The sequence below is a fragment of the Arthrobacter psychrolactophilus genome (genome assembly GCF_003219795.1).
Taxonomy (GTDB): Bacteria; Actinomycetota; Actinomycetes; order Actinomycetales; family Micrococcaceae; genus Specibacter; species Specibacter psychrolactophilus.
The window spans coordinates 355,203-382,202 of the sequence record NZ_QJVC01000001.1 but is presented as its reverse complement, the minus strand read 5'-3'; the positions used below and the strand labels follow the sequence as shown (position 1 = coordinate 382,202).

The window sequence follows — 27,000 nt, the reverse complement described above, 5'->3', positions numbered from 1 at the left end:
CCATGAGCGAGATCATCAACCTACAAGCCACATTCATCCCCAATGAGGGCGAATTCTTCCGCGTGAAGCTCGCTCTCGATATTGCCATCGAGCAGGTCGTTGAAGAGACCGGCTGCATTCAGTACGAAATCACCGAGGAATCGGAAGAAAAGATCGTCCTGACCGAGCAGTGGGCCTCCGAGGAAGACCTAGACAAGCACAGCAAGGGCATCGCCGTACAGGATCTCAACGAGTCCTTGAGCGCCCTGCTGGCGGAGCCTGTCATTCTGGAACGCTCCTAGTCCTTGCCCTAGAAACAGTTATGGCCCCCAATGTGCGTTGGGGGCCATAACTGTTTAAGTGTTTATTCTGCTGCGGAGCTTTCGGCTTCCTTGGCGGCGACGGCCGCGTGGACTTCCTTCATGTCCAGGGCCTTGACGGCGTCGATGACCGAATCGAGCTGGGTGCTGTTCAGGGCACCGGGCTGGGCGAAAACCAGAACCTTTTCGCGGAATGCCATGAGGGTCGGGATCGAGGTGATGTTGGCTTCAGCTGCGAGCTGCTGCTGGGCTTCGGTATCAACCTTGCCGAACAAAACATCGCCATGCTTCTCCGACGCAGCCTCATACGTGGGCGCAAAACGCACGCACGGCTGGCACCAGGAGGCCCAGAAATCAACGATCACAATGTCGTTGTCCTCAATCGTGCTGCCAAAACTTTCGGTGGTGATCTCTACTGTAGCCATGCCTCTACGGTACGTGACGGCCCTGAGGACTGGCTAGCAATTTCGCCCAGCGCCAAAGCAAGTCCACGAGCGGAGGGCGTCGTTCGGAGGGCACCCCCGGCGTGTTTCCTCGCCACAGGACGACGGCGCATCCCTCATCCTCCGCTCCCCTGTGTTGACCTGTCAGGTAATGCCCTTTTGAACGTTCTAATGGGCATTACCTGACGGGTCAACGCGGGTCAACGCAGAGTCAGGCCTAGTCGACCCCGAGAACTCACTTTTTGTGTCCATCCCGCGACGAACCATGAGCGTTTCACCGAACTTTGAAACTCCGGACACACCAAGTTCACAGCTAGTTCACCTGATCCACGCATGATGGCGGTGTTGAGTCGTTATTGAAGTACAACAGCGAAGCCCTCACGCTAGGAGAAGCCATGACCCGCCGTATTCGCCACCGCACGTTCATCAACCCCGATATCAACGAGGTGTGGCCCGTCATGGCCGAGAATGATCCCGTGACCCTGGTCAACGAACGAGGCTGGCGTTTAGAAGGCCGTGTGGAAACACAGTCCCACGATCGTGCGTGCCTGTGGATTCAGCTCAGCTCCGGCATGGGCCGCCAGCTCATCCACCACCAGGATGGTTTCATTCTCGACAAGTAATTGCCGCACCCTAGACCTTGGACTTTCGGTAGCCTGCATTCTTGGCTTCAGTCTCCGTGGAGAAGCAAATTTCCGGCGTCGTCTTGAGATAGAAGGCTCCCAGTTGACGCGTGCAAGGAAAGATCCATGGGCTCTCTTTGGGAGTTGATACAGCGGTTGGGCAAATATTCAGCCCCACCATGTCACGCATCCTGCAGGTTGCTTGAACGTTACAGCTTCCCTGGACGGGGTTAGTCCTCGGGGCCGATCATCGAGACGAATTCCTGCGCCTCGGTCTCTCCAATGTCGGCGTGACTGCGCAAGAGGGCCGTCGCGTCGTCGTGCTTTCCGGCGCGGGCCAAGGCGCGGATCTCCGAGAAAATCTGCTCATTGAGGCGGGTGCTGGTCACCTCGCGAATCTCTTCACCCTGGGACACGATCGCCCGGTAGCGATAAGTGCTGGGTGCCATACGTTCAACGCTCGGGGTATCCATGGCCGGAACCGCGACGTCGGGTGCCGCGCCGATGATGTCCTCCACCGTAAGCGGCCCGTCCTTGATCGCCGCGGGGCTTTCGACGGGCATCTTGGGCTGGGTTACCTTCTCCGGTGTGGGCTGCGGGAACTGGGCCAGTGCCGCAACTGCCGCCGCCGCATCTCCTAGGCCCAGACGCGTAGCCTCACGGTATTCCTTAACGGCGTTGAGTACCTGGCGCTGAGCGATTAAGGAGTACACGCGCCGGTGTTCCTCCGGGGTCAGCCGCGCACTGGCCGCCTCGGCGTTCTCCCGTGTCACTTCCCGATGAACCTTGCCCGCCTTCCGCCCCAGCTGGGCACCGGTTTCTTGACCGGCTTGACCACGTCGTCGCATGATCCTCGTGCCAATAACCACAGCAGCGACGATGACCAACACAATAAGCAAAGGCACGAGGTATTCCATACCTTAACTGTAGTTCGCCGCGGCTCGTGAAAAGGACTCGGAAACCAAGAAAACCCGGTACTAAGCACTTGCATGCTTGGTACCGGGTTTCCCGATGGTGGCAGATACTGGATTCGAACCAGTGAAGGCGTTGCCAGCTGATTTACAGTCAGCCCCCTTTGGCCGCTCGGGTAATCTGCCATGGCCTGCCAATCCCAATATCATTGGGTCTGGCGTTGTGCCCCCACGAAGTGGAAGCACTAAAACAATACAAGGTATTTGCTCAAAAACCGAATCGAGAACAGCTCTTGTCCAAAAAAGTTTTGAAAACCGCTAGAAATCAATGATTTTTTGCCCGAAAAAGATTCTCCCTGGCTACGCTTCAGCCTGGATTCTCTTGATCAATTGCCGCTGCAGGAACTCTGCTTGCTCGGCCGTGACCTGATGCAGTGCCACCGCGCGGGCCAAATCTTCCTGCACGCCGGCGATCCTGCTCGAGGCAGAGTTGGGCGGCGAGCCGATAATGCTGGCAGGATCAAGGGTCGACGCCGATGCTCCCGCCAGTCCCGGACCGGCCAGAACCGCTGCGGCAGCTAAGGTGACGGCCGCCACGGTAGTGCCTACCGTCCGCTTGCCAACTCTCTTGCGAGTGGTCGGAACGGGCTGGGTACTTTCTTCCCTGGTCATTAGTGCTCCTGAGGGTGGGGGTCTGTCCAGTAGCTACTCTGCCGGGCCCAAATGTGCGCTTACCGAGGGAAAGCTATGAAGAGTCTGTGAGCGATCAACTCCCTCGGGCGCTAACACTTAGCACCCTCCCAAAACCTCGCTTCGCTCGGTTTGGGCCCCTCGGGCGCTAAGCTTGGTGGCAAATCAACCATTCATTTTTGTTATACGAGGAGGAAACCATGGCTAGTGAGTCAACGTTCGATGTCGTCAGCAAGGTAGACAAGCAAGAGGTCGCCAACGCCCTGCACCAGGCCCAGAAGGAAGTGGTTCAGCGCTACGACTTCAAGGGTGTTGGCGCCGAGATCGATTTCAGCGGCGAGAAGATCCTGATCAAGGCCAACTCCGAGGAACGCGTCATGGCCGTCATGGACGTCTTCGAGTCCAAGTTGATCAAGCGCGGCATCTCCCTGAAGTCCTTGGACGCCGGTGAGCCCTTCGCCTCGGGCAAGGAATACCGCCTTGAAGCTGAAATCAAGGAAGGTATTGCCCAGGACATCGCCAAGAAGATCAACAAGTTGATCCGCGACGAGGGCCCCAAGGGCGTCAAGTCCACCATCCAGGGCGATGAGCTCCGCGTGAGCTCCAAGAGCCGCGACGATCTTCAGGAAGTCATGGGCTTGCTGCGCAAGTTTGAAGACGCTGACCTGCAGTTCGTCAACATGCGCTAAGAAGTAATCCAGCACCACCACAGCGCCTGCTAGCTGAATGCCCCTGAAACTCGGGGCAAACAATCAGCCAGCAGGCGCTTTTTGCTCTTGCCCCCAGCGGCGTCCGGGCATAGTCTTCCCTTGCCGAGTGAAAACACCCGCACAAGAGCGAAGTTTGGAGCCGCAATGAACCCCCAGGAAATTCCTGCCGGAGCACCCTGCTGGATCGATTTGCTGACCTCGGATAAGGCCAGGTCTCAAGAGTTTTACGCCGCCTTGTTCGGCTGGAGCTATGAAACCGGGGATGAGGAGCTGTACGGCGGCTACACCATGGCCTTCAAGGACGGCAAGAGCGTCGCGGGCCTCATGGCGAGCCAGGAGGACGACGGCGGCTACCCCGATATGTGGTCCACGTATCTTCGCGTCGATGACATCGATGCGACCATGACCGCGGCCAAGAATGCCGGCGCCATCCCGTTCATGGAGCCCATGGAAGTACCCGAGCAGGGCAAGATGGCCATGATCGGTGATCCGGCCGGCGCCTCGATTGGCCTGTGGGAATTTGGCGGTCACACGGGCTTTCAGGCCCATGAGGAGGCCGGCGCGGCAGCCTGGCACGAGCTGCACACCAAGGATTACCCCGCCGCCGTCGCCTTCTACCGGAACGTTTTCGCCCTGGAAACCTCTGTCATGAGCGATACCCCCGAATTTCGCTACACGAACCTCGTCGAGGGCGAGCAGGAACTCGCCGGCATCATGGATGCCGCCGAGTTCCTGCCGGCCGAGGTCCCCTCTAGTTGGCAGATTTACTTCCAGACGGACGACGTCGATGCCACCATCGCCAAGGCCCTCACCTTGGGTGCCACGATCATTAATGCGGCCGAGGACTCCCCTTACGGGCGGATTGCTGGACTCAGCGATTGCACCGGTGCGATGTTCAAGCTGGTCCAGCCTCCCCGGTAACTAGAGTCCTAACTCCCCCAGAGCCTTGAGTGATGCGGCATCCAAGAGCGCCAAGGCTGGCACCGTGCTGCGGCTCATGCCCGTCCATTTCTGGTTGGTACCCGAATGAGTCGGGTAGAGATACGGCAGCCGGGTGGTGCGGTGCAGATCCATGGATTTGCTGGGGGAAACCACCGACTGCAGATGCCCATCAGCCGTGTACGTCCAGCTCTGCTCTGCAGAGGAGCTATCGCACACAGCTGGCCTGCTCGGATTGCTGCTCGTGAGGCAGAGATCCGGGCGGGCCCCGTTGTGCACGGCACCGCGGGCATCGATGACCCACTTTTCCGTTGCTGCTCCCGTGCATTCGGTCGCCACGGTGGCGGCTGTGGGGACGCGGGCCTCGAGGGAACCGTCGTCGTTCGTGTAGAGCTTGAGGCAGTAACCATCCGTAACTCCAGAATTGCCACGATCAACCTTGATGACGGAGCCTTCCGGCACCACCTGTGCGTCCACGGACGCCGCCAATCCTGAGCTCGTCAGCAGCTCCTTGAAACGTGTCTGTGTGGCTTGGGTGGAATCGGTGTCCTGGTAGTAGCGCAGGAACTTAGCAGCGTTGTCGGCAGCCGTCTGACGCGCCAGAATGGTCTCTGCCACGGTCTTGGCAGTCGGGCTCAGGAGGTCCAGACTCTCTTGCCAGGAAGCCAGGGACGTCTTGGACGATTTACTCAGCAGGGGCAATTCGCTGGTCGCCAGTGATTCCAACTCGGTTTGCAGGGCTGGCAACTCAGCATCGCGCACAGCCGTGTAGCCGGCGTCCTCACCGATGGTCACGGCTGCGGCCATGGCGGGAAGATCCGTGGCGATCGTGATGCGTTCCCCGTACTGGGACACTACTCCGTTCTGCTTGCAGGAGAGTTGAGCCGCTGTGGGCTTGTCAGCCTGGGCGATATTGATGTTGAACTGCAGTGCGTTAGCTACGGGGACACCGGCGACGCCACCACTGAGCGCAAACTGCTTTGCTGTGCCATCCAAGAAGTCAACGTCCATCCAGCACACACGCGTGGCCGGCGTCCCGTCAAGAATCGGCGCAGGGTAGTTGAAGGCGTTTCCGTAGTTGGAGCGGAATGCCGGGTAGAGCACTGCCTTCGAGGAATCAGCTGGGACGTAACCACCTAGTAGCGTCACAACGGGCACCCCCACCGCGGTGGGTCGGAGTGCGTTGAAGGAAGCGTTGGCAACCTTGGCGTCAACGTAGCTCTGCGTTGTCGCGTCCCAGGTGCGGTATCCGCTGGGATAGTTCAAGTCAGGGACAACGCTCTTCCATGATTCCTGGATCCGGTCCGCGCTATAGCCGGTATGGAAGGTGTACTTGGAGTAATTTCCTTCGGGCCAGCCTCCGGACATGGCATCCTTCAGGTAGTTATAAGACCCGGCAAAGGTCTCCTTGAACGTGACCCCGTTGATGCCTATGCCCTCCGGTTTAAAACTACCCATCTGGAGACTGGTGCGCATCGCATCGCGGTAGGCATTCCAGCCCCAGCCGGATTCGGAATGGTGCGTGGTTTTAATGACCGCGGCATCACCTGGGAGTGAGTTGTTCTGCCCCGGGTAGTGTCCCAATCCATAAGAGTGACCCAGCTCGTGGCTGAGTTCATTGCCGCTTGAAGCGTAGATCGTGGCCATGCCATTGCCGCCCGAGAGGCCGTGTTCGGCCCGTCCATTGGCGTAGAGACCCGCCGAGTGATGGATGATCCGCTGGTTGAAAAGGCTCGGTTGCTGCTGGTTCATGGCACCGGAGGTCTGGCCAAAGTTGGCCAGGTTGATGCCCGTGGAGACCTGGGCCTTGCCCACTTTTTCACGCATGTCACCCGAGTACACATCACCGTTGGTCACGGAGGGACTGTCCGGTGTGTAGATGTTGCCGTTGGCCACAATGACCTTGTTCAATTGGACCGTCTCGTATTTGGCCATGATTAGCTTGGATGCCGGGATGGTCTGGAAGTAATCCGCTGCCGATGCTGCCGGCTTGTTGATGAAGGCATGGTCGCCGTTCATATTGGGCGTGGTCAGCATGCCCAACTCAATATTGTTGATGACAAGTTCTGCTGGCGGTGCCATGGTGATGTTCTGTGCCGGTAGGGTACCGGTTGCACCACTAGCGTCGGTGAAGCTCAGCTCAAGCCCGGGGACAACCACGTCCCACGGCAGGTCAACGCTCCAGGCACGCTTGGAGTAGACCACCTCGGCTCGGCCGATAGAGAAGTTCGCATCAGTTGCGGGAAGCTCCTCGGGCGTCTTGAGCGCGAAGGTTCCTTTACTCACGCCTTTGACGCTGGCGGCGACGCTGACTGAGCGGGTTGCGGTGGTGGGCGTGAAGAGTAACAAGGCTGCGCGCTGCGCTACCAGATCTGGCATATCGGTGGCATCGTTCCCGGCGGGATTGATGGTGTGAGTCTGCGCGAATTCCACCATCCCGGTGAGTTCTCCGTCGGAGAGGTCGTTGCGAATGGCGCGTTCCGCGCCGGTCTTGTCCACGTCGTGGAAGCCCAGCCCACGGTCGGCAGGACCTGCGGCAAGGTAGCCGGCCAGAGGATCGGCCAGTGGGGTGCCGAGTGCGGCCGCGTCGGTGGTCACCGAGCCCGTCACGGTACCGGCCTGCCAGGTGGTGGTGGGCTGGAAGAAGCCGCTGTCGAGCTCCTCCCGCGTCACCGTGTGCTTGGTCGTGGTGCAGGTGTAGGAAGCTCCCGCGGCCAGGCCTAGGTAACGGCAGTTCCCCTTTCCATCAGGAACCAAAAATGGAGCGAATGCCCCTGACTGCGGGGTGACATCCAGAGTGGTGGTGCCGTTGTTCCGAACGGTAAAGAGGTATTCCAGCTCCTCCCCCACGGCATACGGCTCAGTGGCCGTGTTCCGCTGCGGGTTCGCCGGCGTACCCGAGATGCTCACCTGACCCACCGTGGTGGTGACATTGCTGCGCAAGGCAAGCGTGGGCGTGGGCAATTCCTTTATCAGCTGCCCCACCTGCCAGCTCGTTGCCGTCATGAAGACACCCGCGGCCAGGTCCTCCGCGGTGACGGTGTGCTTTGCCGTGGTGCAAGTGTAGGAGGCTCCTACCGCCAGGTTGATCCACCGGCAGTTACCGGTCCCATCGGCGGGAACAAAGGGGGTGAAATTTCCCGCAACAGGTGTGACCGTTTGCGTTTGCGCACCGCCATTGCGAACAGCGAACTTAAAGGCCACCTGTTCGCCTATGGTGTATGGCTGGGTGAGCACGTCACGGCTGACATCACTGATCTGGCCGGTGATGCTCACGCCGTTGATTTCGATACTGGCCGTACCCCCGGCAAGAATCCCGGCAGCGGTCGCCGCAACAGGTGCCGCAGTGGCTGGCACGGGGAGTATTCCGCCGAGCAAGGCGGCTAGGGCGGCGGTGGTCCATAGGGTACGAGCCATGACGTTTTTTCGTCCCGGGGAGCCTCTGAAAGACAACGGCGTGTCCATATATATTCCTTTACTTGTGGGGCGATTGTTCGCGCCGGGCTCCGACTCGAGCAACGCTCTGCCTGCTAACTCCGGAAAGAAAATAGCACTCCCGCAGCACCCCGCGAGAAAAACTCACCACAAATAAAATTTCTGGACATCCCATGTGGAACACTATCGTTACAAACACTGGGCTCTTCGCTTCCACCCGCCAAAAGACTAGCCTTTTGGCCAGTGCCTAACTCCCGGGTTCAACCAGCCCGGTGTCATAGGCCAGCACCACGGCCTGGACCCTGTCACGCAATTCCAACTTGGCCAGAATCTTACTGACGTGGGTCTTGACAGTCTGTTGGGCGATGAAAAGTTCCGCGGCAATTTCCTGATTGGACAGGCCTCTGCCGATCAAGGTCATGACCTCAAGTTCACGGTCGGTCAATCCCTCCAGTGGTTCCTGTGACAGCGCTGGCCGGGCACGCGATACCGCAAATTGCTCGATCATCCGCTTGGTCACAGAGGGGGCCAGGAGCGCCTCCCCTGACGCCACGATTCGCACCGCGGCAACGAGTTCATCGGCCAGGGCATCCTTGAGCAGGAAACCACTTGCACCGAGTCGCAGGGCATCGTAAACATAGTCATCAACGTCAAAGGTTGTCAGCATCAAAACATGCGTCGTTTCCGGTTCGGGAGCCTCCGCCAGAATCCGCCGGGCAGCCTCCAGCCCGTCCATGACAGGCATGCGCACATCCATCAACACCACATCTGGCCGGTGGGCAGCCGCGAGCTGAACCGCGATGGCGCCGTTTTCGGCCTGACCCACCACCTCGATGTCCTCCTGCGCGCCAAGGAGCGCGGCAAAGCCCTCTCGAACCATGGCCTGATCGTCCACGACAATCACTCGAATACTCACGACCGGGCACATCCCTTACTACTAATTCTCATCATCTGGAGGTACTGCCGTTCGCGTCAAGGGGCAGCTGCGCTGTGACTTGGAATCCGCCGTCGGGCATTGGCAGGCAGCTCACGGTTCCGCCCACAATCCCCGCACGCTCCCGCATCCCAATCAAGCCCTGTCCCACGTGCGAGCCCTTGTCGAGCTGCGCCATTAACGCCCCCACATCGGACTTGGAGTTCGTGACCCGAACGCTGAGGTTTCTCCCCTGCACCGTGAATTCCACCTCCACATCAGCCCCGGGTGCGTGCCGAATGACGTTGCTGAGCGCCTCCTGCACAATCCGGTAAGCCGTCAAGGCGATGACCTCGGCGATGTCGTGATGTTCGACGTCGGACAGCTTAGGTTCCGAAATTCGGATCCCTGCCGATCGGGCAGAGGCAAGAAGTTGTGGCAGGTCTGCGAGGGTGGGTTGCGGTCCCAACTGGCGACCAGCGTCCGCGTTGCGCAGCGATCCCAGCATGCTGCGCATCTCGGTCATGGCCCGCCGGGAGTTCACGGCAATGTCGTCAAACTCCTTCTTCAAGTCCTCGCTGAGCCCGGGGTGGCGATAGGGGGCGGTGGTAGCTTGCACCACCACGACCGACATCCCATGGGCCACGACGTCGTGCAGCTCGCGGGCAATCCGGGTGCGCTCCTCGGCCAGACGGCGGCGGGACTGCTCCTCGGCGCTCACCGTGCGTTCCGCGGCCAGCTCCGTGCGCAGGTGTTGCCATTGCTGAGCAACTACGGCGGCCACCATGAGCCCGCCCGAAACAGCAGCAAAAATGACAACGTTGTTTTGGGCACCGACGGTTTGCCCGTGGGGCATCGTGACATAGTTCAGCCCCACACCAATGACCACGCTGGCGAGCCAGCCAAAGGCCGGAACCATCCAATGCGCGCGAAGCCCCGCGACACAGATGACCAGGACTTGTGTAATGATGGCGACGACGCTGAAGGGCATGGGCGCCAGACCTACGGGCGAGGAGACCAGCGGCAGCATGGTCATGGGAATCAAAGACACCATGACACCGGCCAAAGGACGAGCAGCACTCAGCCCCAAGGCCGCGACGTGAAGGATGGCCAGACCCAGAGCAAAGGGCAGTGCCATGTGGTACAGATTCATGTTCAGCGGCGCGCCCACTGCCAAGAGCGCGATGCAACCGGCCGCCGTGCCCAGCCATACCCAGCTGATGCCCTTCATCCGCCAAAGATTGACGGTACTAAAGGGTGTGGGAGTCGGCAGACTCTCCTGTTCGCCCATCCGCTGGTGGTTCTTAATGGACTTGCATCTCGCTGGCAGGTGCGCCTTGCCAGGACTCAATATGCCAACCACCCGGTGCCATGCTGCCCGTGGGCTCACCCGTGAGGGTCACGATGCCGGTGTTGGAAAGGTCATGATATCTAGTATCCGACCAGTCGATATTGATCCCGCGGTAGCCAGCCCAGAAACGGATCATGGCTCCGTGACTGACCATGGCGACGTTTTCCGCGCTCGAGGCTTCTGCGATAACCGCGTCAAAGCGTTCCAACACCTCATAGCCCGTGTCGGCGCCGGGCATCCGGACCGATAAGTCACCGCCGATCCATGACTTGACGGCGAACAGGTACGCGGCAATGGAGTCCCTATCTCCCATCATCTCAAGGCTGCCGGCGCTGATCTCGCGCAGTCCGTCTCGGAGAATGGGTTCGAGGGCGCGGTCCGCCGCGAGGGGCGCCGCCGTCAGGGCCGTGCGGGTCAAATTCGAGATGTACAACGCATCGATCGCTTGACCGAACAGCGCCGAGGGAACGGCCGCAGCCTGTTCCAAACCAGCGGCGGTGAGCCCTGGGCCGGGAATGGCGGTGTCGAGAAGACTGCGCACATTGTTTGGTGTTTGCCCGTGTCTGATCAAGATGAGTCGCATACTTCCATTCTCTACCACGCAGCCGGGCTCGTGGGTCATGCCGGAATGAATCAAGGGATCGCCAGCTCATGGGCTAGCCTTTTGTGCAACCGGATCGACCTCCCCCGTACGTCAGGACCCTCATGCACCGCGCTACCGAACTCCCCGCACACTATCTCGCCGCCTTTAGTGAACAGTCCGGCTACTTGAATTTCGCCAGTTTCGGTCCCCCATCTCAGGCCGTGGTGCGCTGCACCACGGAGCTGATGACGGACGCTGCCGAAGGCGCGGTGGGTGTCAGCGATCGGCTGCACACTGAGGACGTTCGGGCACGGGCGGCTCTCTCCCGGCTGACCGGATTCGAGCAGGAGCACATCACGCTCATCCCGGCCACCTCCTATGGGCTGTTCCAGCTCGCATTTGGGATGCGCGGCAAGGTCCTCGTCAGCGCGGGAGAATTCCCCGCCAACACCTATCCCTGGCTGCGAGCGCAGCAGGCAGGCGTGAATGAGGTAGCACTCATGGGTGAGAGCCTTGCGCGGGTGACGCCCGATCTTGTGGCGCAACATCTCAGTGCCGAGGTCACGGCGGTCGCCGTGAGCGCAGTAGATTTCCAGACCGGGTACCGGGCAGATTTGGCGGGGATCCGTGAGGTCATCGGGTCCGAGCGTCTGCTGTTGGTCGATGGCATTCAAGGGTTCGGCATCATCGACCAGGACTGGAGTGTTGCCGACGCCGTCGTGACAGGGAGTCAAAAGTGGGTCCGTGGCGGGTGGGGTTCGGGCGCGTTGGCGTTGTCGGCCGCCGGGTTGGAACGAATCGCACCAACATTGGGTGGCTGGACAGGTGTGGAACAGCCGTCCCTGTACGACGGCGTGGCCCATGCACAGCGTAGCGACGCCGCCAAGTTCAACGTTTCAAACCTTTCGCCCTTCGCTGCGGGTTCCTTTGCCACGGCTCTTGAGCTCATCGAGGAGGCCGGGGTGGGTGCCATCGCGGCCCGCATTGCGACTCTCACCTCTGTCCTGGCGCAAAAGCTGGAGGACGCCGGCGTTCCGGTTCTTTCACCACGGGAGGATGAGCGACGCGCGGGCATCGTCGTGGCCGGTTTCCCCGAGGGAAATGCGGCGCAGGCCCATGCCACGCTAGCCATGGCTGGGATTTCGGCAACTCTCCACGGACCTCATCGCATCAGGTTCTCTCCCCATGCCACGAGCGATCTGGAATCCCTCTCGCACGTCGCCTTGTTGCTTGCGAGCTTCGCCTAGTTAGAGCAGCGGCCGGCCGGCCATCTTCTCCAGACGCGCAATGCGATCGGCCATGGGCGGGTGCGTGGCAAAGAGCCGCTTTGCCCCACCGCCCTTGAAGGGGTTGGCGATCATGAGGTGGCTGGTATTGACGAGTTTTTGTTCTTCCGGCAGGGGCGCCAGCTGAACGCCGCGTTCGAGTTTGCGCAGTGCCGAGGCCAGGGCGAGCGGATCGTCCGTCAGGTGCGCACCGTCCTCGTCGGCGTCGTATTCGCGGGTGCGGCTGATGGCGAGCTGAATGAGGGACGCGGCAAGAGGTGCCAGGAGCGCCATGGCGATCATGGCCAAGGGGTTGGCGTTGCGGCGCTCACCTCCCCCAAAGAACATCAGCATCTGCGCCACGGAGGTAATGACGCCAGCAACGGCGGCCGCCACGGAGGAGGTCAAGATATCGCGGTTGTAGACGTGCATGAGTTCATGGCCCAAGACACCGCGGAGTTCGCGCTCATCGAGGATGCGCAGGATTCCCTCGGTGCAACAAACGGCCGCGTTCGCTGGATTGCGTCCCGTGGCGAACGCGTTAGGGGCCTGCGTCGGCGAAACGTAAATGGCCGGCATGGGCTGATTGGCCTTCGCCGAGAGCTCCCGAACGATCCGATAAATAACGGGCGCCTGCGTCTCACTGACGGGATAGGCCTGCATGGATTGAATCGCGATCTTGCCGCTATTCCAGTACCCGTAGGCAGTGGTTCCCACACCAATCAAGGCAAAGATCCAGAGCGGTGCGGCGCTTCGCGTCCCCGCGGAGATGATGCCGCCGAGTCCCAGCAACACGGCCCACAGCACTCCGAAGAGAGCTGCCGTCTTCAAACCATTGAAATTCCTGCGCACTGGCGCATCTCCTCTATCTATGTAACTGCTTAGCTCTATAACGTGCGGGGTGAGCAGGGTTGTTCCCACTCAGGGTTTCGGGTGGCGTCCGTCATAGCGCAGGAATCCGCGCTGCCAGAAGGCCAGGGACCAGACGGCCACAATACAGAGCAGTCCTCCGATCACGGCGGCCCATCCCTCCCCCCGCCACTGGCCCACGGATCCGGAAAACACATCTCCCAACCGCGGCCCGCCTGTCACGACCACAACAAAGATGCCCTGCAAGCGACCCCGCAGATGGTCAGGCGTTGCCGATTGCAAGATGGTGGATCGGAACACGGAGCTGATGGTGTCCGCAACGCCTGCCACGACTAAAGCGGCAACCGCACCAACAATCCAAGGTGAGGTCCCGCCGTCGGACGTCTGACCAGCAGCCAAAACAGAACCGCCCAGCGCAACAATGGCCGCACCCCACAGCGTGATCGACCAAACCACGGCGAGGCCCTGGCGTCGGACGCCGCCGAGCGGGCCGGAGAACAAGGCGCCGAGGAAGGAACCGGCCGCGATCGAGGCGAGGAGAATGCCAGCGGTTTGCTCCCCGCCGCCCAACCAGACCGCGCCGATGGCCGGAAGCAAGGCGCGTGGCAGGGCAAAGACCATGGCGCACATATCCGTCAGGAAGGTCATGCGGACATTTTTGCGGCTGCCGAGAAAGGCGAAGCCCTCCAGGACCGAGGCGAATCCGGCGCGCTGCACCCCACCGGCACGAGGCAAGGGCGGAAGTGGCGGGAGTTTGAACAAGGCCCAGAGCGAGGCCGTGAACGTGAGCACGTCGACCGTGTACGTCCAGCCGTAGCCAATCGTGGAGACGAGGATGCCGGCCAGCAGCGGCCCGATCGTGGTGCCCAGACCCATGACGATCATGCTCAGCGCATTCGCCGACGGGAGCAGTTCCGGCCTGACCAGCCTCGGCACAATGGCACTACGAGCCGAACCGTTGACGCCGGCCGCCGCCGATTGCACGGCGATCAGGCCGTACAACAGCCCAGCATTGGCAAGCCCCAGCCACGCCTGCAACGCGATACAAATCGTCACGAGCCACAGCACCGAGGAGGAGGCCAGTGCCACCGTGCGACGGTCATGGGCGTCCGCGATCGCACCGCCATACAGCCCGGCGATCACCAGCGGAACCAGGGCAAACAAGCCCAGCATGCCGACGGACAGGGTGGATCCCGTGAGTTGATACACCTCCAGGCTGACCGCGACAACCGTCAGCTGGGTGCCGATCGAGGAGAGGCCGTTGCCCAGCCAGAGCCGCCGAAATGCGGGGCTCTCTTTCAACGGGGTGATGTCTGCAAGGATTTTTGGCACGTACACAGCCTAGTCGCGGAGGAATCAGCGGGCGCTTTCGCCTACTGTGGAGAGATGACCCACGATTCTTCCCTCTCCGCAGAACAGACCGCCAAGGTCGTCGCCCTCGCCATGGATCTGGCACGCGACGGCAAGACCTCCGAGCTCGCCGAATTCCTCGACCACGGCCTGGACATCGACGTCCAGGACGCCACAGGGAACATCCTGTTGATGCTCGCCGCCTACAAGGGCCAAGCCGAGACGGTGTCCTGGCTGATTGGCCGGGGCGCCAACGTCAACATCCGCAACGAGCGCGATCAGTCGCCCCTCGCCGGCGCCTTGTTCAAGGGCGAGGATGAGGTCTCCCTGCTCCTCGTGGCCGCCGGAGCCGACCTCGACGCCGGAACTCCCTCCGCCCGCGCCGCTGCCGCCATGTTTGGCCGCGAGCACCTGCTCGGATAACTTTTAACAAGAACGACGGCGGCACGTGCCTCTCGCGAAAAGCGAAAGGCACGTGCCGCAGTCGTCAGTGGACTCTAAGGACTAAGCCTTGGACGCCTGGTGAGCCTCAATGGCCGCACGCACACCTGCGCCGTACGCCGGATCGGCCTGGGTGCAGTTGTAGATGTGACGCTCGATGGTGGCCTGGGAGGCTCCATCGATGGCGCGGGCGGTGTTCTCGAAGAGCACCTGGCGCTGTGCGTCGTTCATCTTCTCGCGGAACAAGATGCCAGGCTGCTCAAAGTAGTTGGCATCATCTTCGCGGTAATTGAAACGGTCCGCGACAGCGCCGATAGCCTGTGCCGGATCGGCGTAGGCCGGCTGCTCCGGCCAGCGGCCGTAGGAGTTCGGCTCGATGCCGGGGGTGCGGCCCTGGTTGCCATCAACACGGCCCTGGCCATCGCGGTGGTAGGTGTTGACGGCGTTCTTGGGCGCGTTCACCGGGATCTGGTGGTGGTTCACACCGAGACGGTAACGGGCAGCATCGCCGTAGGAGAACAGGCGAGCCTGCAGCATGCGGTCCGGGGAGAAGCTGATGCCGGGGACCACATTGGCCGGTGAGAAGGCAGACTGCTCAACGTCGGCGAAGTAGTTCTCGGCGTTGCGGTTCAGTTCCCACTCGCCAACCTCGATGAGCGGGTAGTCCTTCTTGGACCAGACCTTGGTGAGGTCAAACGGGTGGTACTTGTACGTCTCGGCGTCGGCCTCGGGCATGACCTGAACCATGAGCTTCCACTTCGGGAAGTCACCGTTCTCGATCGCGTCGAAGAGATCGCGCTGGCTGGACTCGCGGTCAGCGGCAACGACTGCGCCGGCTTCTTCGTCCGTCAGGTTCTTGATGCCCTGCTGGGTCACGTGGTGGAACTTGACCCAGAAACGCTCGCCCGCTGCGTTGATGAGGGAGAAGGTGTGCGAGCCGAAGCCGTGCATGTGACGGTAGCCGTCGGGGATGCCACGGTCAGACATGACAATGGTGACCTGGTGCAGGGACTCGGGGAGGTTGGTCCAGAAGTCCCAGTTGTTCTCGGCGCTGCGCAGGTTGGTGCGCGGATCGCGCTTGACGGCGCGGTTCAGGTCGGGGAACTTCAAGCCGTCACGGAAGAAGAATACGGGGGTGTTGTTACCGACCAGGTCCCAGTTACCTTCGTTGGTGTAGAACTTCACGGAGAAGCCGCGGATGTCGCGCTCGGCGTCGGCAGCGCCGCGTTCGCCGGCCACCGTGGAGAAGCGGGTGAAGAGCTCGGTCTGCTTGCCCACCTCGGAGAAGATGTCTGCCTTGGTGTACTTGGTGATGTCGTTGGTGACCGTGAAGGTACCGAAGGCGCCGGAGCCCTTGGCGTGCATACGACGCTCGGGGATTACTTCGCGGCTAAAGTGGGCCAGCTTCTCCAGGAACCATACGTCCTGCAGCAGCATCGGTCCGCGGGGACCTGCCGTGAGGCTGTCCTGGTTGTTGGCGACCGGTGCGCCTGCAGCTGTTGTCAGCGGCGCGGTGTTTTCGATAGTCATCTTTACTTATCGCTCCTAGTGATAGTCGAATCTTGTTCAGTGAGAAGTCTTTTGGCAGCGCAGTCAGGACAGGTACCCCAGTAGATAACCTCGGCCTCATCAATGCTGAAACCGTGGCTGTTCGAGGCATGCAAACAGGGAGCTTCACCTAGGGCGCAGTCTACGTCTGCAATGTCTCCACAGTGCCGGCACACCACATGATGGTGGTTGTCTCCCACGCGTGTTTCAAAGCGTGCCGGAGAGCCCTGCGGTTCTATCCGCCGCACCAGCCCGGCCGCAACGAGGGCCGCGAGTACGTCATAGACAGCTTGTTTAGACACGCTGCCCAACTCGGAACGAACGGTCCCAATGATGGTGTCGGCGTCGGCATGCGGCGCCGACATCACTGCGTCAAGAACAGCAACACGAGGGCGCGTGACACGCAGTGACACTGCCCGCAACATGTCCTCGAGTTTTTGTTCGTTAACCATACGACCATAATTACAGCTTTTCTGGACTTAGTCCAGTTAGCTGTCCACTTCTTTTCACTCCTCCCCAGCACCTCTGCCTAGGGGTACTCCCCACAGTTCGCCGCTGAACTCTGGTGGCCCCTCGCGACTGCCCCTAGCATCAGAGACATGGACACTTTCGACGGCATTCCCGTGGCGGCCTTGGACTTTTACGAACGCCTCGAGGCCAACAACAATCGCCAGTGGTGGCTGGAGCATAAAGACGAGTACGACGGCGCTGTGCGGCTACCGCTGACGGCTCTCCTGAGCGGACTGGAACCTCATTTTGGACCCGGGAAGCTCTTCCGGCCCTACCGGGATATGCGATTATCTTCCGCAGCGGAGCCATATAAGACCGCGCAGGGCATGTTTGTCTCTACCTTCGAGGGAGTGGGCTTTTATCTGCAAGTCAGCGCAGACGGGCTACTTCTGGGCGGCGGCTTTCACTCCACCGCCCCGGCTCAGCTGTCGCGCTTCCGGGCAGCCGTCGACGCTTCCGGAAGCGGTAAGGCCGTCGAGGCTATTCTTGCCGAGTTGCTTGCTGCCGGGTTCACGATTGAGGGACAAAAACTCAAAACGGTTCCGCGCGGATTCCCCAAGGACCACCCGCGGCAGGAACTGCTCAAATACAAGACACTGAGCGCTTCCCTGACTTTGGGGCGTCCTGAGTGGCTCTCAACAAGGGCCGCTCAGGAACGTATCGCCAACTACTGGGAACAGCTGCGTCCGCTCATCGGGTGGATTACTCGCTATGCGGCTCCGTGACGCCGCTATTCGGGGATACGACGCAGGTAGTAACGCATAGGGGCGCTGCGGATCTTGAAAGGGGTGATGCGAACAAGCACCGAGACGATGCCGAAGAGGATGTTCAATATTCGCTCCTTGCGGGGAGTCCACGGAAAGCCGTAGAGATCGCGTACCGCAGGCGGCAATAGCCCTGCCGTCAGGAAGCGAGCCAGTGGCATGAGAATCTTGACCCACAGGGGCGCATTTTTGGCGGTCAATAGCTCCGCGGCCACCCCCTTGACGGTTTCATCTACCGTCAGGTGGGCAAGTTGTGAGCTCCAGTAGCTGGCGAAGTCCGCTCGTGAGGCGGGCCAGAGTGCGGCAGGCATGCCAAGGGCTGTGCCAAGAATGGCATAGCTTTGATAAATCGACTCCGCGTCAGCATCCGACAAAGCCGGAAAGACTCGTTCGTAGCTTTGCGCGGCCGAATCGTACAGAGTTGCCGCAACCCACAGTTGCTGCTGTGGATCTGCGGCGCTATAGGCCGGGGTTGTGGCGGATCCGCTGGACTTCACCGGACGATGGGCATTCTGAACATAGCGGCGAATGCTCTTTCGCTGTGCCGGCGTTCCATTGCTCAGGGCATAGATATAGCTCAACGTTCCGTGCAGGCGCCGCAAGGGATCCACCGAAAAGCTCGAATGCTCCGCAACCCCATAACCCACGGGCGGGTTGGCCAGTTGCAACAAGATTGCCCTGCCCGCACCTGCCAACAGGACTGCTTCCGGGGCCACATCAGCCAAGGTCATCGATGCCTTGGCGTCACCATTGTGTTCATGCTTCATGACTCCCAGCGTACGCGGGAACCACTTGCCCCTACGTCAGGTTGCTGGGCACCGAGGTTGCCAGACCGGCGGCTTCTTCCCTGCGTAGGCGTGAGTTCCAGTGTCCGTAGCTGAAGTAAAACGCTAGGCCGACAGCCATCCAGATGGCGAAGAATACCCAGGTCAGTGTGGCTAGGTTCAGCATCAAGTAGATGCACAACAGTGCCGAAGCAATGGGGATCACCGGGCCGAAGGGAACGCGGAAGGCCGGCTTGAGGTCGGGCCGCTTACGGCGCAGCACCAGGATGCCAATGCTCACCATGACAAAGGCGCTCAAGGTTCCAATGTTGATCATCTCGCTGAGTACTTCCACCGGGGTGAAGCCAGCCAGGAGACCAACAAGGACACCGCTGAGAATCTGGGTGCGAGCAGGCGTTGCGTGCTTTTCTGAGGTCTTGCTCAGTCCACGCGGGAGCAAGCCATCGCGACTCATGGCCATCATGACACGGGCCAAACCCATGAGCAGAACCATGATCACTGTGGTCAAACCAATCAGGGATCCCAAGGAAATGATGACGACGGCCCAGTCTGCGCCCACCAACGAGAAGGCGGTCGAGAGCGAGGGATCTTCGGCCTTGGCCAGATCAGAGTAGGAGACCATGCCCGTCACCGCCAAGGTCACGAGGATGTACAGCACGGTGACAACGGCCAGACCGGCAAAGATGCCGCGAGGTAAGGTCTTTGCCGGGTTTTTGACTTCCTCGGCGCTTGTGGCGACCACATCGAAACCAATAAACGCGAAGAAGACCAGTGCGGCGCCCGAGATGATTCCGGCGAATCCATACATGGACGGCTCGGCACCTGTCATCAAGGACAGGAAGGGCTGCAGCTGCCACGAGGACTCCGTGGCAGGTGCCGGCTGAGACGGGGGAACGAACGGGGTGTAGTTCTCTGCCTTGACGTAGAAGAAGCCAACAACAATGACGAAGAGTACGATGCCGATCTTGATCAGCGTGAAGACGTTGTTGATGCGCGCCGCGAGCTTCGTACCCATGACCAACACGAAGGTGAAGACTGCCACGACAACCAGCGGGCCCCAGAAAACGGTGATGGGCCCAACCTCGAAGCTGGACGGAACAGGTATATTCACGGCTTCGAAGAAGTTACTGAGGTAGATGCCCCAATATTTCGCGATGACAGATCCGGCCATGAGCAATTCCAGAATCAGATTCCAGCCAATGATCCACGCCAAGAGTTCACCCACGGTGGCATACGTGAAGACGTAAGCGCTGCCCGCGACGGGGATGGCTGTGGCAAATTCTGCATAACACATGATCGCCAGAGCACACGTTATCGCGGCCAGAATAAAGGAAATGGACACGGCAGGTCCGGAATGGTTGGCAGCAGCATTGGCGCCGACCGAGAAGATCCCGGCGCCGACGGCAACCGCGACGCCCATGATCATCAGATCCCACGTCGTCAAAGATCGTTTAAGACCACGACCTGGTTCTTGAGCGTCAGCTAGGGAACTCTCGATGGATTTGGTTCTGAATAGGTTCATGGAAATCGCTTAATCCTCAGGTTTTTTGAACCCACCAACAATAGCTAGCGCTATCAGAATTATTGTATTTTAAAGATTTGATCTCGCATGTTGAGACGACAGTCTTGTAATTTTCCGTCACAGAACCGTTTGGAGCGTGATTCACCGCAGTGGTTTGCTCCTGATCATCTGGAGATATTTACCATTTCATCGCGGCCGACAACTTTGATGCGCTCACGAACTACGTCCACGCCGGGGGCCGGTACATAACTTTCTCCCAGATGCTTTTCATGGGCATCTAGCTTGTTCCATCCTTCCCAGCTGGTGAACTCAACACCGCGTGAGGTCAGCAGGTCCACAATTTCGTTTTCGCCCGGCCGCTCGGCGATGGGAAGGCTGCTCCGATCTTCGAGGAGGCAACCAATGGTTTCCAGGGCATCACCCTTGGTATGACCGATCAGTCCCACCGGTCCGCGCTTGATCCACCCCGTCGCATACAATCCCGGCACCTGCTGGCCGTCGCCATCTAAGACTCGTCCGCCGTCGTTGGGGATCACCCCGCGGCGAGAGTCAAAGGCGAGCTCGGGCAGCTCCGAGCCGAGATACCCCACCGCCCGGTACACCGCCTGCACGGGATAGTCGATGAACTCCCCCGTGCCACGCACATTGCCTGTTCCATCGAGCTCATTGCGCTCAAACCGAATCCCGGACACGTGGCCGTCGGTGCCCGTAATCTCCACCGGGGTATGGAGGAAATGCAGATGCAGGCGGCGGGAGGCGGGTTCATGATCTGCCTCATCGTCCTGCTCCACGAGCCAGTTAGTCAGCGTATTGACCATGATTTTGACCTGGTTGTTGCTCTTGATGGCAAGATCCGAGGCCTCATCGAAGTCGAAATCCTCCTCGTACAGGACAATGTCGACGTCGCGGGAATGGGAAAGTTCTCGCAGTTCAAGAGGCGTGAATTTCACCTGGGCTGGCCCGCGGCGACCAAAGACGTGCACATCCGTGACGGCCGAGTCCTTCAGCGCTGTGTACACGTTCTCAGGGATCTCGGTGCTCAGGAGCTCGTCAGCATGCTTGGACAACACCCGTGCCACGTCCAAGGCGACATTGCCGTTGCCAATGACAGCAATGTCTTTGGCGCTCAGCGGCCAATCTCGGGGAACATCAGGGTGGCCGTCATACCAGGAGACGAAATCGGCGCCGCCGAACGACCCTTCCAGCTCAATGCCGGGGATATTCAGCGCGGCATCCTTGGTGGCGCCTGTGGCAAAGATAATGGCGTCGTAAAACGACCTCAGCTCGGCCAACGTCACGTCGCGACCATAACTAACATTGCCAAAGAAGCGGATGTCTCCCCGGTCCAAGACCTTATGGAGGGCATTCATGATGCCCTTGATCCGAGGATGATCGGGGGCAACACCGTAACGAATGAGGCCGTAGGGCGCTGGTAGCGATTCAAAAAGGTCAATGCTGACCTGAACTTCGCCCTCAGCAACCTCCTGCGACTTAGTCAAAATGTCCGCAGCATAAATACCTGCCGGTCCCGAACCAATAATGGCGACGCGGAACGGGCGAGGAGCGCTCAAAGTAGCCAAGAGAGAAGTCCTTCCGAAACGGTGATGCAACATCAATGGATCAACTCTTGCACACCAGAGCCGCAATTCCGCCCTCTGTGCCCCGACTTATTGGCCCGCGGGAGGCCGTCAGCGTGCTCGTATTTTAGGCCTTCGACCGCTGTAGCCCAGGCTTAGGTCCACTCAAGTTCAGGTGGACTTGGACTATATTCCGCCTAGGTGTTGTTATGGGGACTGTGACTTCCAGCCAAGCTCAGAGCAATCCCCTCCCCACCACCCCACAAAAAGCGGTCAAAGCTGCCAAGTCAGAAGCCGCGACGGGTGTGCTCTTCGGAGTTGGCGCCTATGGCCTGTGGGGCATGATGCCGCTGTATTTCTTGTTGCTCCTGCCGGCGAACAGCATCGAAATCGTGGCCAACCGAGTCATCTGGTCGCTGATCTTCTGTGCCCTGATCATTACGGCAACCCGTGGGTGGGGAAAGATGGCTGCGGCGCTCAAGAACCGGCGCATCATGGGCACCTTGTCCATCGCCGGATTCTTGATCGTCATCAACTGGCTGACCTACGTCTTTGCCGTCACCACCGGCAACACGATCGAGGCGTCTTTGGGCTACTTCATCAACCCGTTGGTTTCCGTCTTGATCGGCGTCATTGTCTTGAAGGAGAAACTCCGCCCTCTACAGTGGCTGGCCGTGGGGATCGGGTTCGTGGCCGTCGTGGTACTGACGTTTAGCTACGGCAAGCTACCGTGGATCGCCTTGGTGTTGGCGGCCAGCTTCGGGATCTACGGATTCGTCAAGAATCGCGTGGGCGGCAAGGTCGACGCCATCACGAGCCTGAGCATCGAGACCGCCGTGCTGACGCCCTTTGCCATCGCCGCCATGATCGCGGTGACCCTGATGGGTCAGGCCACCTTGTTGGCGCTGGGTGCGGGCCACTTCTGGCTCATGGCATCCGCCGGCATTGTGACCGCCGTGCCGCTGCTGTTCTTCGGCGCCTCGGCCAGCCGCCTGTCCATGACGGGCATTGGCTTACTGCAGTTCATGACTCCGGTGGTGCAGTTCATCATTGCCATCACCCTGCTCGGTGAACACATGAGCCTTGAACGGTGGATCGGCTTCTCGATCGTCTGGGTAGCACTGATCATCCTCATGACGGACATGCTCGTGCACTATCGCAAGGCATCCCGACTGCGAAGCCTGGCCCCTGTAGGCTCCTGAGCAATGCTACGAAAGGAACACTGTTGACAACGGAAAACTTTGACCTCCTGGTCATCGGAGGCGGCAAGGCAGGAAAGTCCTTAGCGATGGATCTGGCGGCAGCCGGCCAACGCGTCGCCATGGTGGAACGGGGCATGATTGGCGGCACCTGCATCAATGTTGCCTGCATCCCCACCAAAACACTCGTCAACAGTGCCCGACTCCTGGCGCTCACCCGTCGGGCTGCAGAATTCGGCATCAGCATACCGGGCGACCCCACCGCCTCCCCCGCCATCAACATTGAGTTGCTGCGCAACCGCAAAGAGGATGTGGTGGGCACCATGGTGGCCGGCCAGCGTAAATCCTTTCTGGCCTCCGGCATGGATTTGGTGATTGGCGAGGCCCACTTCACCGGCCCGCGCACCGTTACTGTGACGGACGACGCCGGCACGCCCCGCACACTGTCCGGCACCAACGTGGTGGTCAACACCGGGATGGTGCCATCCGTTCCAGATCTTCCCGGCCTGCGCGCGGCTGCACCCCTGACCAGCACCAGCATCCTGGCCTTGGCCGAACTTCCCGAGAGCATCCTCATTTTGGGCGGTGGATATATCGGCTGCGAATTCGCTTCCCTGTTGGCCATCATGGGCGTCGCCGTCACGATCATCCAGCGCGGGGAAGCTCTGCTCCCCCGTGAAGACGCTGATGTTTCTGCGGCTGTTGCCAGCGCTCTAGAGGCCGACGGCGTCAACGTGCGGTTGGGTGTCGCGGCCGAATCGGTCTCCCGCGCCAATGGCACGGTCACGGTTTCGCTCTCCGATGGCACCAGCGAAGAAGCAGCAGAAATCCTGGTGGCTCTGGGCCGCGAACCCGTCACGGCCCGGCTGGGACTTGAGATGGCCAGCGTCGAACTTACAGACAAGGGACTCATCCAGGTGGATGAATTCCTGCGGACCACGGCCCCGGGTGTGTGGGCTGCCGGAGACGTGGCAGGAACCCCGCAGTTCACCCATGCCTCCTGGAATGACTACCGCATTCTGAAGGAGAATCTTACGGCCGCCTCAGAAGACTCGCTGCACAGCACCCTCGATCGGCTCATTCCTTATAGTGTTTTCACCACACCAGAGCTGGGTCGCGTGGGCCTGTCCGAGTCGCAGGCCCGTGCCGCCGGCCACGACATCAGGGTGGCAAGCATGCCTGTGACAGCGATTCCCCGAGCCCGCACGGTGGGCCATCTGGACGGCCTCTGGAAAGCCGTAGTTGACCGCACCACCGATCAAATCCTCGGTGTCAGCCTGCTGGGCCATGACGCCAGTGAGGTGATCGCCGTGGTGCAGATGGCTATGCTGGGCCAGCTGCCTTACCAGCGCCTGCGCGATGCCGTGATCTCCCACCCCACCATGGCAGAGGGGCTGCAGCTCTTGTTCAGCGACGCCTCTCTGGAGAAGTAGTAGCTCTCCCGTGCGTTAGATTCCCTGCTCCTGGAAGTCTCGCGGAACCACCACCATGGGCACCGGCAAGGCTCGAAGAATCTTGTTGGCCGTGGACCCCAGGAAGATCTTCCGGTTCTCGGCCAAGCGGCTGGATCCGACAATGACCAGCTCGCCGGACTTCCATCCAAGGCCATCAACAGCTTCCTCGATGGTGCGCCCATGGGCTAGTGTCACGGTGACCTTCGTCCCGGGAAGGCTCGCCGCGGCCTCCGCCAACACAGTGTTCACATGCTGCCTGGCCGGGCTCAGGGCATTGTCCAAGGAAAACTCGTCCTGTTCCAGCTCGTCGAGCTCCACGATGGAGACCAGCCGCAGCGGAACGTGACGACGCCCGGCCGCGGTAGTTCCGACGTCGAGCACTGCCTGCCAGCCCTCCCTCGTGCCAGCCATGACGGTCAGCCTTGTGAGCGGGTCTTTCCGGTTGTAGCCGCGAGGGGCCAGCGCCACCGGGACGGGCGAGGCATGCAACAAACCATTAGCCACGGAACCCACCGTGAATCGTTTGAACAGCCCGTTGCTGGCGGCGCCCACCACGATCAGGGCGGCCTCGACTTCTGTCGCGACCTCGATCAAACCGTTGGCAAAGGAATCGGCCTCGCGTGTGGAAAAGCTCGCCGCAACACCCTTGGGAACGAATCCCAGCGCGCGCTTCTCGACGTCGGGATCGATGGCCTTAGCCCCGTGGACAACATGGACCAGGTGTAATTGCGCACCCTGCGTTTTCGCGATGACCCCGGCAAGGGTGATCGCATCGGCGCCACGCTCATCAGGCCGGTAGCCCACAACGTATTTCATGAATCAACCCTTCGGCAGGCCTCAATCCGCACACGGTGAGGCATTCGTAGCACTGACTGTACAGGCGGCGAGGCGTTGGGGAACAGGGTCCGAGCTGATGATTTCGCGTTGCTGTGCCGCGGCGGATCGTAGGACCGGGCGAAGAGTCGTGAGGACCAAGATCGCCACGGCGGCCATGAGGAAGGGCTGCATGAAAAGCTGTACGATCTCGGTCCACGGCGGCAGGTATGAGATGTCGCCACCCTGCACCAGCTGCTTTCCTTGTACCGAGGGGAAAGCCAGCGGTCCGCGGGCCATGGCTGACTCAGGAGATATCTGACGGGCATACCCGTCTCCGCATCGACAACCATGACGGGGCTAAGCGGCGCGGGAAATAACTGTTGGCAGAACCGGGCGAAGAGGCCAAAAAGCAGCAGACCCACGGCGGCATGTCGGAAGACCGCCCGGTACCTCGCCTCGAGCATGGCTGTCCTCCGCGAACCCATCCACAGCCACATCACGATCAGCGAGATCCCGGCCGCCAGCAACGGCGAGGTCGCCGGGAAGATCAAATTGGGCCACTGCTGGTTCATCCAGCCAAAGGCTGCTGACTCTTCGAAGCTGATCGACACATCGAGCCAATACTGTGCCATGAAGCAAAAGACTGCTGCCACAAGACAAGCGACAGCGAGAGCCAGGGGCCTGCGCCAGATAAGCTCGGGATGCTTCTCGGCCGGGTGGGCCGCGCGTGCCTGAACAATCTGCGGTTCCGGTTGTGCCACCTGGGCCGGGAGGGGCACAGGTGCGAGAGCTGCGGTAGGAGGTTCCGGCGTCGTACTTTGCTCTCCACCAGGCTGGAACATGGCCGGATAGCGGGCGTCAAAGCCTTGCTTACTCATGCCTCATCCTCGTCGTAAATGTCCTCATCCTGGGACGCGGTGTCCCTAGCCGACGTGGATGACGCGAGGAGCAGTGCGGCCCACATCAGGACCCCGGCCGCCACCATCGCCAAGGGCCCGCCAGCCTGCGTCATAGAACCAGTCCAGGGCATAGCCCAAAACTCATTACCGTCGACGGTGATGGGGGTGTTCAGGGATTGCTCAGGGAAGAGTGTCGGGCAAAACCAGGCCCACAACGCCGCAGCGACCAGTATGAGGGCTACCGAGAGCGCCTTTTTGCCCGAGGCGCGACCCTCCCGCACACCGTCGGGGCGCACAATGACAACAACGCTCAGGATCATCAGGCCCAGTGTCGACAGCGGTGATCCGATTGACTGGAGCAACATGGGCCATTGGAATGGGACATTGGAGGGGTCCGTTTGATAGCTGCCGTAAAACATTTCCGGCCAGAACGTTCCACCAAAAAATCCGACCATACCGCCGGCGAGTGCCACAAGCCCCACCATAGCGGCCCCGGCACGAAGCCACCTCGAGCCGAGTTGCCATGATCCCAGCAGCAGCATGGCGGCGAGCATCCCTACGGACGCCGTCAAAAAGGCCGCCGCCCCCGGGAAAATGGGGTAACCCCACGGGTTCGCCGCGATAGAGGATTCCCCGTTCATGTTCCACTCGCGCGCGGAGGGAATGAGGGTGACTGCCACGAAACAAAATACGGCAGCGGCAAGGCTTAGCAGTGCCATCGCACCGCCGGCGAGCCACACTCTTGAGCCCCACGGCATTATCTGTTCCACTGTGGCTACGGCAACTAATTCGCTTCGGGGCTCATCGTCCACGTTTTCGTTTCCGGCGACGTTCCCGGCAGCGGCGATGGCAAGGACGGACGGCGGACTCACCTGTGGCAGGGGCTCCGGTGGTACGGAACCGGCGATCACGGGCTCCGGCATGGGCCATTCTTCGCCACCGGGCTGAAACATCGTTGGATATCGCTGATCAAAGCCCTGCTTGCCCATGCCACCCCAAAGTGCCGAGTCGGATACAGAATATTCCTCCCAGACTACCCAACGAGGTGGCGCTATTGACCGTTCATGAACGGCAGAGGCGCCAGCGTCGGGATAGATCCCGAC

27 protein-coding genes and 1 tRNA gene are annotated in these 27,000 nt (G+C 60.6%); 9 read left to right on the top strand and 19 right to left on the bottom strand.

Annotation, left to right across the window (positions count from 1 at the left end; all coding sequences use genetic code 11):
- Positions 1–2: 2 nt before the first annotated feature.
- A complete protein-coding gene (locus tag CVS30_RS01785; RefSeq protein ID WP_110483596.1) occupies positions 3–281 on the top strand; it encodes a putative quinol monooxygenase in 279 nt (92 codons plus the stop codon).
- 62 nt (positions 282–343) lie between these two features.
- Here the strand turns inward: CVS30_RS01785 and CVS30_RS01780 are convergent, their stop codons facing one another.
- Positions 344–724, bottom strand: coding sequence for a thioredoxin family protein (locus CVS30_RS01780; protein ID WP_110483595.1), 381 nt, complete (start codon positions 722–724; stop codon positions 344–346).
- A gap of 413 nt (positions 725–1,137) precedes the next feature.
- Here CVS30_RS01780 and CVS30_RS01775 point away from each other — a divergent pair, with 413 nt between their 5' ends.
- Entirely contained in the window at positions 1,138–1,365 is a 228-nt protein-coding gene (locus CVS30_RS01775) for a hypothetical protein (RefSeq protein WP_146233289.1), read from the top strand.
- Positions 1,366–1,375: 10 nt separating this feature from the next.
- Here CVS30_RS01775 and CVS30_RS18625 read toward each other — a convergent pair whose 3' ends face one another.
- From CVS30_RS18625 to CVS30_RS01760, 4 genes are all read right to left on the bottom strand, one after another.
- Positions 1,376–1,546 carry a sunset domain-containing protein gene (locus tag CVS30_RS18625; RefSeq protein ID WP_442319996.1) on the bottom strand — a complete coding sequence of 57 codons (171 nt, stop codon included), beginning with the start codon at positions 1,544–1,546 and terminating at the stop codon, positions 1,376–1,378.
- A gap of 49 nt (positions 1,547–1,595) precedes the next feature.
- The gene (locus CVS30_RS01770) at positions 1,596–2,270 is read right to left on the bottom strand and encodes a hypothetical protein (protein ID WP_110483593.1); all 675 of its coding nucleotides are present in this window, start codon (positions 2,268–2,270) and stop codon (positions 1,596–1,598) included.
- A 107-nt stretch (positions 2,271–2,377) separates the two neighbouring features.
- Positions 2,378–2,462 (bottom strand) — tRNA-Tyr (locus CVS30_RS01765).
- 174 nt (positions 2,463–2,636) lie between these two features.
- Complete coding sequence (locus tag CVS30_RS01760; RefSeq protein WP_110483592.1) at positions 2,637–2,948, bottom strand: hypothetical protein; 312 nt, start codon at positions 2,946–2,948, stop codon at positions 2,637–2,639.
- 218 nt (positions 2,949–3,166) lie between these two features.
- On the opposite strand from CVS30_RS01760, the gene CVS30_RS01755 reads away from it, so the two are divergent.
- A complete protein-coding gene (locus CVS30_RS01755) occupies positions 3,167–3,655 on the top strand; it encodes a YajQ family cyclic di-GMP-binding protein (RefSeq protein ID WP_110483591.1) in 489 nt (162 codons plus the stop codon).
- Between the two features lie 165 nt (positions 3,656–3,820).
- On the top strand, positions 3,821–4,597 hold the full coding sequence (locus CVS30_RS01750; RefSeq protein WP_110483590.1) for a VOC family protein: 777 nt from the start codon (positions 3,821–3,823) through the stop codon (positions 4,595–4,597).
- Here the strand turns inward: CVS30_RS01750 and CVS30_RS01745 are convergent, their stop codons facing one another.
- The 4 genes from CVS30_RS01745 to CVS30_RS01730 form a co-directional block, all read right to left on the bottom strand.
- Entirely contained in the window at positions 4,598–8,080 is a 3,483-nt protein-coding gene (locus CVS30_RS01745) for a M66 family metalloprotease (RefSeq protein WP_110483589.1), read from the bottom strand.
- 217 nt (positions 8,081–8,297) lie between these two features.
- On the bottom strand, positions 8,298–8,966 hold the full coding sequence (locus CVS30_RS01740; protein WP_110483732.1) for a response regulator: 669 nt from the start codon (positions 8,964–8,966) through the stop codon (positions 8,298–8,300).
- A gap of 31 nt (positions 8,967–8,997) precedes the next feature.
- Complete coding sequence (locus CVS30_RS01735) at positions 8,998–10,254, bottom strand: sensor histidine kinase (protein ID WP_110483588.1); 1,257 nt, start codon at positions 10,252–10,254, stop codon at positions 8,998–9,000.
- A 13-nt stretch (positions 10,255–10,267) separates the two neighbouring features.
- Complete coding sequence (locus CVS30_RS01730; RefSeq protein ID WP_110483587.1) at positions 10,268–10,897, bottom strand: histidine phosphatase family protein; 630 nt, start codon at positions 10,895–10,897, stop codon at positions 10,268–10,270.
- Between the two features lie 122 nt (positions 10,898–11,019).
- On the opposite strand from CVS30_RS01730, the gene CVS30_RS01725 reads away from it, so the two are divergent.
- Complete coding sequence (locus tag CVS30_RS01725; protein ID WP_110483586.1) at positions 11,020–12,144, top strand: aminotransferase class V-fold PLP-dependent enzyme; 1,125 nt, start codon at positions 11,020–11,022, stop codon at positions 12,142–12,144.
- On the opposite strand, the gene htpX is transcribed toward CVS30_RS01725, so the two are convergent.
- The gene (gene htpX, locus CVS30_RS01720) at positions 12,145–13,014 is read right to left on the bottom strand and encodes a zinc metalloprotease HtpX (protein WP_110483585.1); all 870 of its coding nucleotides are present in this window, start codon (positions 13,012–13,014) and stop codon (positions 12,145–12,147) included.
- A 69-nt stretch (positions 13,015–13,083) separates the two neighbouring features.
- The gene (locus CVS30_RS01715; protein WP_110483731.1) at positions 13,084–14,364 is read right to left on the bottom strand and encodes an MFS transporter; all 1,281 of its coding nucleotides are present in this window, start codon (positions 14,362–14,364) and stop codon (positions 13,084–13,086) included.
- 54 nt (positions 14,365–14,418) lie between these two features.
- Here CVS30_RS01715 and CVS30_RS01710 point away from each other — a divergent pair, with 54 nt between their 5' ends.
- Positions 14,419–14,805: an ankyrin repeat domain-containing protein gene (locus tag CVS30_RS01710; protein ID WP_110483584.1), complete on the top strand. Its 387-nt coding sequence runs from the start codon at positions 14,419–14,421 to the stop codon at positions 14,803–14,805.
- An 81-nt stretch (positions 14,806–14,886) separates the two neighbouring features.
- Here the strand turns inward: CVS30_RS01710 and CVS30_RS01705 are convergent, their stop codons facing one another.
- Together CVS30_RS01705 and CVS30_RS01700 are read right to left on the bottom strand one after the other, a co-directional pair.
- The gene (locus tag CVS30_RS01705) at positions 14,887–16,353 is read right to left on the bottom strand and encodes a catalase (RefSeq protein WP_110483583.1); all 1,467 of its coding nucleotides are present in this window, start codon (positions 16,351–16,353) and stop codon (positions 14,887–14,889) included.
- A gap of 2 nt (positions 16,354–16,355) precedes the next feature.
- The gene (locus tag CVS30_RS01700) at positions 16,356–16,823 is read right to left on the bottom strand and encodes a Fur family transcriptional regulator (RefSeq protein ID WP_181419653.1); all 468 of its coding nucleotides are present in this window, start codon (positions 16,821–16,823) and stop codon (positions 16,356–16,358) included.
- A 147-nt stretch (positions 16,824–16,970) separates the two neighbouring features.
- Here CVS30_RS01700 and CVS30_RS01695 point away from each other — a divergent pair, with 147 nt between their 5' ends.
- On the top strand, positions 16,971–17,606 hold the full coding sequence (locus tag CVS30_RS01695; RefSeq protein WP_110483582.1) for a DUF2461 domain-containing protein: 636 nt from the start codon (positions 16,971–16,973) through the stop codon (positions 17,604–17,606).
- Positions 17,607–17,611: 5 nt separating this feature from the next.
- Here the strand turns inward: CVS30_RS01695 and CVS30_RS01690 are convergent, their stop codons facing one another.
- From CVS30_RS01690 to CVS30_RS01680, 3 genes are all read right to left on the bottom strand, one after another.
- Entirely contained in the window at positions 17,612–18,412 is an 801-nt protein-coding gene (locus tag CVS30_RS01690; RefSeq protein ID WP_245934380.1) for an oxygenase MpaB family protein, read from the bottom strand.
- A gap of 31 nt (positions 18,413–18,443) precedes the next feature.
- A complete protein-coding gene (locus CVS30_RS01685) occupies positions 18,444–19,952 on the bottom strand; it encodes an amino acid permease (protein ID WP_110483581.1) in 1,509 nt (502 codons plus the stop codon).
- A 164-nt stretch (positions 19,953–20,116) separates the two neighbouring features.
- Positions 20,117–21,565 (bottom strand): FAD-dependent oxidoreductase, encoded by a 1,449-nt coding sequence (locus CVS30_RS01680; RefSeq protein ID WP_110483580.1) that lies wholly within the window; start codon positions 21,563–21,565, stop codon positions 20,117–20,119.
- Between the two features lie 173 nt (positions 21,566–21,738).
- On the opposite strand from CVS30_RS01680, the gene rarD reads away from it, so the two are divergent.
- Positions 21,739–22,731, top strand: a complete 993-nt coding sequence (gene rarD, locus CVS30_RS01675; RefSeq protein WP_110483579.1) for an EamA family transporter RarD — start codon at positions 21,739–21,741, stop codon at positions 22,729–22,731.
- A gap of 23 nt (positions 22,732–22,754) precedes the next feature.
- On the top strand, positions 22,755–24,161 hold the full coding sequence (locus CVS30_RS01670; RefSeq protein WP_110483578.1) for a dihydrolipoyl dehydrogenase family protein: 1,407 nt from the start codon (positions 22,755–22,757) through the stop codon (positions 24,159–24,161).
- A 15-nt stretch (positions 24,162–24,176) separates the two neighbouring features.
- Here CVS30_RS01670 and CVS30_RS01665 read toward each other — a convergent pair whose 3' ends face one another.
- From CVS30_RS01665 to CVS30_RS01650, 3 genes are read right to left on the bottom strand one after another with little or no spacing between them, the layout of a single operon-like run.
- Positions 24,177–24,998 (bottom strand): universal stress protein, encoded by an 822-nt coding sequence (locus tag CVS30_RS01665; protein ID WP_110483577.1) that lies wholly within the window; start codon positions 24,996–24,998, stop codon positions 24,177–24,179.
- Entirely contained in the window at positions 24,995–25,876 is an 882-nt protein-coding gene (locus CVS30_RS17735; protein WP_146233287.1) for a hypothetical protein, read from the bottom strand. The genes CVS30_RS01665 and CVS30_RS17735 overlap by 4 nt, the downstream gene beginning before the upstream one ends.
- Positions 25,873–26,820 carry a hypothetical protein gene (locus CVS30_RS01650; RefSeq protein WP_181419652.1) on the bottom strand — a complete coding sequence of 316 codons (948 nt, stop codon included), beginning with the start codon at positions 26,818–26,820 and terminating at the stop codon, positions 25,873–25,875. Before CVS30_RS01650 ends, CVS30_RS17735 begins: the two co-directional genes overlap by 4 nt.
- Positions 26,821–27,000: the final 180 nt, after the last annotated feature.